This window comes from Roseburia inulinivorans DSM 16841 (assembly GCF_000174195.1).
In the GTDB taxonomy this organism is placed as follows: domain Bacteria; phylum Bacillota; class Clostridia; order Lachnospirales; family Lachnospiraceae; genus Roseburia; species Roseburia inulinivorans.
The window spans coordinates 25,348-36,688 of sequence record NZ_ACFY01000060.1; the positions used below are offsets into that span (position 1 = coordinate 25,348).

Annotated in this window: 6 protein-coding genes; all 6 read left to right on the top strand. The window is 43.9% G+C overall.

The window, feature by feature from the left end; all coding sequences use genetic code 11:
- Nucleotides 1–95 precede the first annotated feature (95 nt).
- Nucleotides 96–824 (top strand): sensor histidine kinase, encoded by a 729-nt coding sequence (locus tag ROSEINA2194_RS07015; RefSeq protein WP_044927409.1) that lies wholly within the window; start codon nucleotides 96–98, stop codon nucleotides 822–824.
- A gap of 212 nt (nucleotides 825–1,036) precedes the next feature.
- Nucleotides 1,037–2,842 (top strand): ABC transporter ATP-binding protein, encoded by a 1,806-nt coding sequence (locus tag ROSEINA2194_RS07020; RefSeq protein ID WP_044927410.1) that lies wholly within the window; start codon nucleotides 1,037–1,039, stop codon nucleotides 2,840–2,842.
- On the top strand, nucleotides 2,832–4,658 hold the full coding sequence (locus tag ROSEINA2194_RS07025; protein ID WP_007884932.1) for an ABC transporter ATP-binding protein: 1,827 nt from the start codon (nucleotides 2,832–2,834) through the stop codon (nucleotides 4,656–4,658). Before ROSEINA2194_RS07020 ends, ROSEINA2194_RS07025 begins: the two co-directional genes overlap by 11 nt.
- 499 nt (nucleotides 4,659–5,157) lie before the next feature.
- On the top strand, nucleotides 5,158–6,672 hold the full coding sequence (gene glpK / locus ROSEINA2194_RS07030; protein ID WP_007884942.1) for a glycerol kinase GlpK: 1,515 nt from the start codon (nucleotides 5,158–5,160) through the stop codon (nucleotides 6,670–6,672).
- 265 nt (nucleotides 6,673–6,937) lie between these two features.
- Nucleotides 6,938–7,999, top strand: a complete 1,062-nt coding sequence (locus ROSEINA2194_RS07035; protein ID WP_044927419.1) for a carbamoyl phosphate synthase small subunit — start codon at nucleotides 6,938–6,940, stop codon at nucleotides 7,997–7,999.
- Nucleotides 8,000–8,061: 62 nt separating this feature from the next.
- Complete coding sequence (carB, locus tag ROSEINA2194_RS07040; protein WP_007884946.1) at nucleotides 8,062–11,268, top strand: carbamoyl-phosphate synthase large subunit; 3,207 nt, start codon at nucleotides 8,062–8,064, stop codon at nucleotides 11,266–11,268.
- The last annotated feature ends 73 nt before the right edge of the window (nucleotides 11,269–11,341 follow it).

An 11,341-nucleotide genomic window follows, 5' to 3' on the forward strand; every position in this document is an offset into this window, starting at 1 on the left:
CATTTCTTATACAAAATAATACAAGAAGAAAGAGACTCTGTCAACCACATTTCAGGAAAATCATTCAATACAAAACATATTTGAGGAAACAAACATTGGAAATCAAAGATATTTTTCTGATTTTTCTTGCATCAGCTGCACTTTTGGCATCCGCCTCCATCCTGCTCCGCCTCCTCATAAAAACCTACTATGAGAAGAGCACGGAAGCCTACCAGAATAAGCTTGTGAAGAATCAGATCGAAGAAGTGAATAATGTATACATGACCATGCGTGGCTGGCGGCATGATTATCACAACCATATGCAGTCGCTAAAAGCTTACCTTGCGATGGACGATATCAGTGAGGCAAAAGTGTACCTTGATAAGCTGGAAACAGATTTGGATGACATCAATCTCCTGTTTGATACCGGGAATATCGGTGTGGATGCAATCCTGAATTCCAAAATCTCTCTGGCAATCCATAATGGCATCCCGGTTGATTACAAGGCAACGGTTCCGAAAAGAACGACTGTGACAGACATTGATCTGTGCGTTGTGATCGGAAATCTGATCGACAATGCTGTGGAATCGTGCGAGAAAGTGCCAAGAGAGCAGCAGTTCATCCGCCTTTATATTGGACAGTTCAAGGAGCAGCTTTATATTTCCGTGAGCAATGCCACCAATGAGACCGTGCGTAAGCTGGATGAGGAGTATATTACGCACAAGCGTGGTAATCACGGGCATGGCTTGAAGCGGATTAATCTGATCGTAGAAAAATATGACGGCTTTATCAATCGGAAAAATGAGGCAGGAGTCTTTGTGACGGAGATTATGCTGCCGCTATAAATGCCATTCGTGCACGGATTTTTGCAATCCGTGCATTTTTTGTGCGTAAACATAAAAATCTGTGTTAATCTTATCCCAAGATGTTTGTAAAAACTGATTACAAACCTGAATTGGGAGCTTATACAATAAAACTTTCCAGTATTCTATTACACAAAATGCCGGCGCAGCATATAGCATCAACACTTGAAATGATTACATTCAGGAGACGCAACATGTACAAAACAAAAAAATACACCCTCTGGAGCAATTTCAGATTCGTTTTTACTCCAGTATGGAAAGAAAAAAGAAGCTATATAAGAGATATGATAACCGGAATCATCCTGTCAGTGATCGTGCCGGTGATCGGTTCCATGTTAAGCGCACTGGTCGTTGGATTACTTGGAGAAAGCTTATCCGCAGTAACGGTGATTGCAGCAATTCTCTCTGCATTTGTGGGTTATGCACTTGTGAATGCAGCGGATACGTATATCAGGCAAAAACATGTCTATCATCACATAGAGGTGCGTTCCCAGCTTTTTATGAGGCAGTTTACAAAAAAAATCTGCGAGATACCACAGGAGCAGTATGAAGACTCGGAACTGAAACTTTTGCGGGAGAAAGCATGTGACGCAGTCAGCTGTAATAATGCAGGAATTGAGGGCTTGCTGCGTGCGGTCTCTGCATTTGGAACCGGAGTGCTTGGTCTGTTCGTTTATATGGTGATCGCAGGTTCCATTCATCCGGTGATCCTATTGCTATTATTCGGGCTCTCCGTTATTGGTGCACTTTGTAACAGTCTGCCGGACTGGTATGAGAATAAAATCAGGGATGAGAATGCCAGGGATGAGATGACGATGCAGTATATCGACCGGCTTTCTGATGATGCGATAAGCGGAAAGGATATCCGTGTTTTTGGGTTGAAAAAATGGATCATCGGGAAATATGGAAACGCGATCAAAAATACCAGAAGACGCAATGCGAAGAAGAATAGTATCGCATTTGCCGGAAAATCGTTGGAAACCATTCTGACAGCTGGACGGGATCTGATCTGTTATCTGTATCTGATCAGCCAGTTGAAAAATGGGATGTCCCTGACGATGTTCGTATTCTATCTGGGAATCATCGGAGGTTTTTCTGCATGGTTTGCACAGGTAAGTGACAGTTTTGCGAAGATGAAATACTGTAGTGTCCATATCACAGATTTTCGGAATTTTCTGAATCTGGGCGAGGATGCAGGTGAGAAAAAGATTCCGCAAAACCAGTTTAAGACAGTGGAAGTGGTGTTTGACCATGTGACTTTCTGCTATAAAGGTGCAGAAAAACCGGTGTTAAATGACATTTCTTTTTCTTTAAAGAGTGGGGAACACAAGGCGTTAGTCGGATTAAATGGTGCCGGAAAGTCAACGCTTGTGAAATTAATATCAGGTCTGTATCTGCCGACAGAGGGAACGGTTTATGTCAATGGGATCGATACAAGGGAATTAGACCGGGAAGCTTATTACAGGCATGAGTCAGCTGTTTTTCAGGATACCTTTACTCTGGCCTATTCCGTGGCAGAAAATGTGGCACTTAACGAGCAGTGGGACGAGGAAAAAGTATGGGAATGTCTGGAAAAAGCAGGACTTTCCCAGAAAGTGAAAGCATTGCCGCAGGGGCTTTCTACCAATCTTGGAAAAGAATTAAGTCAGGATGGTGTGCGCCTTTCCGGTGGCGAGACGCAGAAGCTGCTTTTGGCAAGGGCATTATATCGAGATCCGTCCATAATCCTGCTGGACGAACCGACGGCAGCATTAGACGCACTGGCGGAGTCCGAAATTTATGAGATCTATAACCGGACATTGGCGGATATCACAGCGCTGTTTATTTCACACAGGCTTGCTTCCACACGCTTCTGCGAAGAAATATTGCTTTTGTCCGATGGAAGGATTGCAGAATGTGGAAGCCACGAGGAGCTGATGGAGCAAAAAGGAAAATACTACGAACTGTTTTTAGTCCAGAGCAAATATTATGGAGAAGGAGGTGCGGCAGATGTCGATTAAGGAGATGTGGAACTATCTGATTTTCCAGACGAAAGGATACAGACAGCTTGGTGCTGCAATCGTGGCTGGAGCGGTCTGCGGCGCAGGTATCTCTTATATCAACAGCATTCTCTATGCGAGGATCATTGACACTCTGCTGTTGGAACAATATACGACAGCGGTACATTATGTCTGGATCATGATATTAGCAGTTCTTGTCGTACGGCTGGTTTACATAATGTGCAATCAGATATTTGAACAATACGCAAGCCCAAGCCGCGATGAGACCAAAAGACGGACAGCAGAGAAGGCATTTTCCATGGAGTTTGAGGAGATTGAAAAAGAGGAAAATCAGATTGCCTTCCGGAGAACCAGAGGGGGAGTGAATGGTGCCGGTGATATTGAGGCGCAGTTGGACTCAATTTATAAATTTTTTACAGAATGTGTCAAAGTTCTGTTTGCACTCGTGTTTCTTCTTATACTGATCGTGCAGTCGGCGCAGGGAGCGCATGTTGCAGTATGGAAAATAATCCTGATGACTGCTCTGTTAGCAGGGATGTTTGCATTTTCTTTCTGGGTAAATGTTCGTGTTTCGGAGAGCATTGGGAAAAAACAGGTGGAACTCAATCATGAAAATGAGCGTATCAATTTTTTATATGGTTATCTGTTTAAAATCTTTACATCGGAGACGGCGGCGAAGGATATCAGGCTTTATGGAATGCAGGATTATCTTTGTGGAAAAAATGAGACATGTATCAATGCATCATCCTATTTTTCAGAAGAAGGGATTTTCGAGGGGAAAAATCAGGCTAAGTTTTCATTTGTTATACAGCTTCTTGCGGGGTATATCTACGTCTATGTGGCGGTTATGGCAATGTCCGGTGCGGTATCCGTCGGGGATGTGCTTATGTACTCCGGGGCGATCATCACGATGATGACCGGTGTGCAGAATATCCTGATGCAGTATAACCAGATCAATTACCGCAATGAGTATCTGAAAACTTACGAAGATTTTATCAAACGCCCGAACATGCATTATGATGGCACACTTCCAATCGAGAAGCGGGATGATAACGAGTATGAATTATCCTTCCGCAATGTGTCATTCTGTTATCCGGGCACAGCAGATGATATTCTGAAAAATGTCAGTCTGGATTTTAAAATTGGGCAGAAAATGGCACTTGTCGGTAGGAACGGAGCAGGAAAGACGACACTCATCAAGCTGCTTTTACGGCTTTATGAGCCAACCGGGGGAGAGATCTGCCTCAATGGAATCAATATTGAAAAATATGATTATGAGGAGTATCTACAGATTTTTTCCGTGGTGTTTCAGGATTTCAAGCTGTTTGCTTTTCCACTGGACGAAAATATCGCAGCAGGTGGGCAGGTGGATAAGAGGCGTTTGAAACAGGTGCTTACGAAGATCGGGCTGAACGAATTTGTGGAGGGGCTGCCGAAGAAAGAGTACACACTTTTGTATCAGGAAAATGGAGAGGGTGTCACACCATCCGGCGGTGAGGCACAGAAAGTGGCGATCGCAAGAGCGTTGTATAAAGACGCACCGTTTGTCATTTTAGATGAGCCGACCGCAGCTTTGGATCCGATTGCGGAAGCTGGAATCTATGAAAACTTCGATTCCCTTGTGGGAGAGAAAACAGCCGTTTACATTTCCCATCGCATGAGCAGCTGTAAATTCTGTGACCGTATTGTCGTGCTTGACCACGGGAAAATCGCGGAGGAGGGAACGCATGAGTCTCTGATGGAAAGACATGGAATCTATGCGAAGCTTTATCAGACGCAGGCGGAGTATTATGTGACGGCACAGGCGGGAGCGTAATATTTACAAACAGATTATTTGACTATTTATGTTGACAGAAAGCATAAATAGTCAAATTTTTATTACTGGGGTACCGGAAAATAGGATTGGATTTGCCAGGGTATGGGAAGAATAGAACTGTACTTCAAAGTAAAATGAAATTTAATTGAAGTGACTTTGAAGTTGACTTTGAAGTGACTTTGAAGAGGTGTTGGAGAACCTGGCAGAAAATCAGTATCTGCACAATAAAAATATATAAAAATTCTCAGTAAAACATTGCTTTTTTATGCATATATGCTATAATGATTCCATCAATGGAAGCAAAAGTTCAGACATAATTGAATAAATGAGTAGAAATCAGAGAGTGGAGATGATTCAAAGGAATACTGCTGTGGGGTGCAGCAGTATATTTTCGATGTGTCATCTCCCATTTTTATGTCTGATTTATGGTGCAGTCAAATGGTAAAAGTTCAAAAGAACAGGGGAGCATTTTGCAGCAGAATTGAAAGGAGAAACAGGCATGGCAAAATATGTAATGGCATTAGATGCGGGAACAACAAGTAACCGTTGTATTTTATTCAATGAAAAAGGAGAGATCTGCTCGATGGCGCAGAAAGAGTTCCGTCAGTTTTTCCCGAATCCGGGCTGGGTGGAGCATGACGCAAATGAAATATGGTCATCGATGCTTGGTGTTTCGGTGGAGGCGATGAACATGATCGGAGCTGCGGCTTCCGATATTGCAGCGATCGGTATCACAAACCAGCGTGAGACTTCCATCGTGTGGAACAAAGAGACGGGAGAACCAATCTACAATGCGATCGTATGGCAGTGCCGCAGAACATCTGATATTGCGGATGGACTGAAGAAAAAAGGACTGGAAGAAGTTTACCGGAAAAAGACAGGACTGATCATTGATGCATATTTTTCTGCGACGAAGATCAAATGGATTTTAGACAATGTAAAAGGTGCAAGAGAACTTGCAAATGAGGGCAAATTATTATTCGGTACAGTAGAGACATGGCTGATCTGGAAGTTTACGAAGGGTGCAGTGCATGTGACGGATTATTCCAATGCTTCGAGAACCATGCTTTTTAACATCAATGACTTGTGCTGGGATAAGGAGATTTTACAGGAACTGGATATTCCTGAGAGCATGCTTCCGACACCGGTGCCGTCCAGCCAGATTTACGGTTACACCGATCCGTCCTTCTTAGGGGATGAGATACCGATCGCGGGGGCGGCAGGTGACCAGCAGGCAGCACTTTTTGGTCAGACTTGTTTCCATGCGGGCGAAGCAAAAAACACATACGGAACCGGATGTTTCCTTTTAATGAATACAGGGGAAAAACCGGTATTTTCAAAAAATGGTCTTGTGACGACCATTGCATGGGGACTGGACGGAAAAGTAAACTATGCTCTGGAAGGTTCGATTTTCGTTGCAGGAGCGGCAATCCAGTGGCTTCGCGACAATATGAGGCTGATCGATTCCTCCGCAGACTCAGAGTACATGGCAAAAAAAGTACACGGAACCCACGGCTGTTATGTCGTTCCGGCATTTACCGGACTGGGCGCACCACATTGGGATCAGTATGCGAGAGGTACGATCGTTGGCATCACAAGAGGCACCAACAAAAACCATATCATCCGCGCCACGCTGGAATCCATCGATCTTCAGGTGTGTGATGTCATCGATGCAATGCGTGCAGACGCGGGCGTCGAGTTGAAATCTTTGAAAGTGGACGGTGGAGCAAGCGCCAACAACTTCTTAATGCAGTTTCAGGCAGACATGATCAATGCACCGGTCAAACGTCCAAGCTGTATAGAGACGACTGCGATGGGCGCTGCTTATCTTGCCGGACTTGCCGTTGGTTACTGGAAGAGCAAGGAAGATGTCATCAAAAATCAGAGTATCGATCAGATATTCTCTCCACAGATGAGCGAGGAGGATCGTCAGGCAAAACGGAAAGGCTGGAACAAAGCGGTCAAATACGCTTACGGCTGGGCGAAAGACGAACCGGAAGAGGAAGAAGAATAAAATAATGTAGGAAGGAAATGCGTTGGAAAAAAATTTTTCCTTCGGATTCCATGAAAAAGGTTGAAAATTACAACTACATATGATAAACTCATTACAATTTAAGCAAGGGAATGTTTCAAGATCATTCCCTTGTTTACAATAAAGGTATGTTTTGGAGCGGATAGCAATATCCGGTTTGACTGCCCATATATAGTTCATGTAGAGCAAAAGGAAAAACGGAAACGTTTTTTTTTTGGGAAAAAAAGATGAAAGGACAGGGAAACAAATGAAAGCTTTTTTGATACTCGAAGATGGGAATGTATTTACAGGAACAAGCATTGGTTCCACCAGAGAAGTCATCAGTGAGATCGTTTTTAACACTTCAATGACTGGTTATCTGGAGGTATTGACCGATCCTTCCTATGCGGGACAGGCAGTGGTTATGACATATCCATTAATTGGTAACTATGGTATCACACCGGATATGGAGTCTGCGAAACCATGGCCGGACGGATACATTGTAAGGGAGTTATCCAGAATGCCAAGCAACTTCCGTTGTGAGGGAACGATCCAGGATTTCCTGACAAAAAATGATATTCCTGGAATCGCAGGAATCGATACACGTGCACTTACCAAGATCTTACGTGAAAAGGGTACGATGAACGGTATGATCACAACAAACGAGAATTATAATATAGAAGAAATTATTCCTAAATTAAAAGCTTACACAACAGGAAATGTCGTAGACAAAGTAACCTGTGAGGAAAAACGAGTATTAAGCGGCGCAGGAAAACGTGTTGCACTCATGGATTTCGGCGCAAAAAATAATATTGCCCAGTCTTTAAATAATCGTGGCTGTGAAGTGACCATTTATCCGGCACACACAACCGCAGAAGAGATCTTAAGCACAAATCCGGACGGAATTATGTTAAGTAATGGACCTGGAGATCCAAAGGAATGTACCGATATTATCAAAGAGATCAGGAAACTGTACGAATCCGATACCCCTATTTTTGCGATCTGCTTAGGTCATCAGTTAATGGCACTTGCAACAGGTGCTGACACCCACAAAATGAAATACGGACATCGTGGAGGAAACCACCCTGTCAAGGATTTAAAAACAAACCGTGTATACATTTCATCCCAGAATCATGGATATGTTGTTGATACAGATACTTTGGATCCGAATATTGCAAAACCGGCATTTGTAAACGTCAACGACGGCACGAACGAAGGACTTGAGTATGTTGGAAAGAACATCTTCACCGTACAGTTCCATCCGGAGGCATGCCCTGGACCACAGGACTCCGGTTATCTGTTTGACCGTTTCATTGAGATGATGTCGTAACTGACGAGTGCGCTCGAGTGAAGCGCAGAGAATAAATTCGAATATATAGAAGGAGAAATCGTATGCCAAGAAATAAAGAGATCAAAAAAGTATTAGTAATTGGTTCCGGCCCTATCGTCATCGGACAGGCAGCAGAGTTCGACTATGCAGGTACACAGGCATGCCGTTCTTTGAAAGAAGAAGGCGTGGAAGTTGTACTGGTGAATTCCAATCCGGCAACCATTATGACCGATAAAGAAATCGCAGATGAAGTATATATCGAGCCATTGACCGTCGATGTGTTAGAAAAGATCATTGCAAAAGAGAAACCGGACAGTGTTCTCCCAACCTTAGGTGGACAGGCAGGATTAAACCTTGGTATGGAGCTTGCTGAGCAGGGAGTTCTTGACAAATACGGTGTAAAGCTGATCGGAACAACGGCTGAGACAATTTTTAAGGCAGAGGACCGTCAGGCATTCAAAGATACCATGGAGAAAATCGGTGAGCCATGTGCAGCTTCACAGGTTGTAAATAACGTGCAGGATGGTATCAAATTCACAAATACGATCGGATATCCGGTCGTTCTGCGTCCGGCATTCACCCTCGGTGGAAGCGGCGGTGGTATTGCCCACAATGAGCAGGAGTTAGTAGATATTTTAACAAACGGTCTGCGTTTGAGCCGTGTCGGCGAAGTTTTAGTTGAGCGCTGCATCGCCGGATGGAAAGAGATAGAGTACGAAGTAATGCGTGATGCAAATGGAAACTGCATTACCGTATGTAATATGGAAAATATTGATCCGGTCGGTGTCCACACAGGTGACTCGATCGTAGTTGCACCTTCCCAGACATTAGGTGATAAAGAATATCAGATGCTCCGTACCTCTGCGTTAAATATTATTTCAGAGTTAAATATCACAGGTGGATGTAACGTGCAGTATGCATTACACCCGGAATCTTTTGAGTACTGTGTAATCGAGGTAAACCCTCGTGTATCCCGTTCTTCTGCACTGGCATCCAAAGCGACCGGATACCCAATCGCAAAAGTTGCAGCAAAGATCGCATTAGGTTACACCTTAGACGAGATTAAAAATGCGATCACAGGAAAAACATACGCAAGTTTTGAGCCAATGCTTGACTATTGCGTTGTAAAGATCCCAAGACTGCCATTCGATAAATTTATTACGGCAAAGAGAACCCTTACCACCCAGATGAAGGCAACCGGAGAGGTTATGAGTATCTGCAATAACTTCGAAGGCGCTCTGATGAAGGCAATCCGTTCCTTAGAGCAGCATGTAGACAGTCTGATGTCTTATGATTTTACAGGACTTAACGATGCAGAATTAAGAGAACAGTTAAATGTGGTAGACGACAGAAGGATCTGGGTGATCGCAGAGGCACTGCGCCGTCATTTCAGTTATGATGAGATCCATGCCATCACCAAGATTGATAAATGGTTTATCGACAAGCTTGCCATCATTGTTGAGATGGAAGAGACTTTAAAGACACAGCCATTGACGGTTGAATTATTAAAAGAAGCAAAACGTATCGAGTTCCCGGACAATGTGATCGCAAAACTGACTGGTAAAACAGAAGAAGAAATTCACGACATGCGTTATGAGAACGGAATCGTTGCAGCATATAAGATGGTAGATACTTGTGCAGCAGAGTTCGAAGCTACAACTCCATATTACTATTCCGTATTTGGAAGTGAGAATGAGGCAGAGGAAACCCATCCACAGAAAAAAGTATTAGTATTAGGTTCCGGTCCAATCCGTATCGGACAGGGTATCGAGTTCGATTACTGTTCTGTTCACAGCACATGGGCATTTGCAAAAGAAGGATGGGAGACAGTCATTGTCAACAACAATCCGGAAACTGTATCTACAGACTTTGATATCGCAGATAAACTTTACTTTGAACCGTTAACTACGGAAGATGTGGAAGCAATCGTTAAGATCGAGAAACCGGACGGAGCAGTTGTACAGTTCGGTGGACAGACAGCCATCAAGTTGACCGAGAGCCTGATGAAAATGGGTGTAAAAATCCTCGGAACAAAGGCAGAAGACGTTGACGCCGCAGAGGACCGTGAGTTATTTGACGAGATTCTGGAGAAAACACAGATCCCGAGAGCAGCAGGTGGAACCGTATTTACTGCCGAGGAAGCAAAAGAAGTTGCAAACCGTCTTGGCTATCCTGTATTAGTCCGTCCTTCCTACGTTTTAGGCGGACAGGGCATGAAGATCGCATTCAATGATGAAGAGATCGAAGAATTCATCGGAATCATCAACCGTATTGCACAGGATCACCCAATCCTCGTAGATAAATATTTACAGGGAAAAGAGATCGAAGTCGATGCCGTATGCGATGGAACCGATATTTTAATCCCTGGTATTATGGAGCATATTGAGCGTACCGGTATCCATTCCGGAGACAGTATTTCCGTATATCCGGCTCCAACGATCAGTGAACCGGTCAAAGAGATGATCGTGGAATACACAAAACGTCTTGCACAGGCATTACATGTTATTGGTCTGATCAACATCCAGTTCATCGTTATGGACGAGCAGGTTTACGTGATCGAGGTTAACCCACGTTCTTCCAGAACTGTGCCATATATCAGCAAAGTAACAGGTATTCCGATTGTTGACCTGGCAACAAAAGTAATCATCGGCGAGACCATCCGCGGTATGGGTTATGAACCGGGACTTGCTCCGACTGCAGATTACATTGCAATTAAAATGCCGGTATTCTCATTTGAGAAACTCCGTGGTGCTGAGATTTCTTTAGGACCTGAGATGAAATCCACCGGTGAGTGTCTTGGTATCGCCAAGACTTTCAACGAAGCTTTATACAAAGCATTCTTGGGAGCTGGTATTAAACTTCCAAAATACAAACAGATGATCATGACAGTAAAAGATGCAGACAAGCCGGAAGCTGTTGGTGTTGCCAAGAGATTTGAAGCATTAGGCTACAAGATCTATGCGACAAGAAGTACTGCAAAGTATCTGCAGGAGCACGGCGTAAATGCACTCCGCATCAATAAGATCTCACAGGAATCACCGAACGTTATGGACTTAATTCTTGGTCATAAGATCGATCTTGTCATCGATACACCTACACAGGGTAACGGTGATAAGAACCGTGACGGATTCCTGATCCGCCGTAATGCGATCGAGACAGGTGTGTACTGTATCACAGCAATGGATACGGCAAATGCACTGGCACAAAGCCTTGAGACTGCAACCAATGAGCTTACTCCGATCGATATCGCAACTGTGAAGAATCTGTAAACCAGAGTTTAACTGGCGTAGTGTCGCAGATTTTGTGGTGCTTTTATAGGCTGTGAGGGGGCAGCTATAAGAG

What these genes read in the sequence shown, in the direction of transcription:
- ROSEINA2194_RS07020 (WP_044927410.1), top strand. Translation starts at nt 1,037, where the DNA reads ATGTACAAAACAAAAAAATACACCCTCTGGAGCAATTTCAGATTCGTT.
- ROSEINA2194_RS07025 (WP_007884932.1), top strand. Translation starts at nt 2,832, where the DNA reads ATGTCGATTAAGGAGATGTGGAACTATCTGATTTTCCAGACGAAAGGA.
- glpK (WP_007884942.1), top strand. Translation starts at nt 5,158, where the DNA reads ATGGCAAAATATGTAATGGCATTAGATGCGGGAACAACAAGTAACCGT.
- ROSEINA2194_RS07035 (WP_044927419.1), top strand. Translation starts at nt 6,938, where the DNA reads ATGAAAGCTTTTTTGATACTCGAAGATGGGAATGTATTTACAGGAACA.
- carB (WP_007884946.1), top strand. Translation starts at nt 8,062, where the DNA reads ATGCCAAGAAATAAAGAGATCAAAAAAGTATTAGTAATTGGTTCCGGC.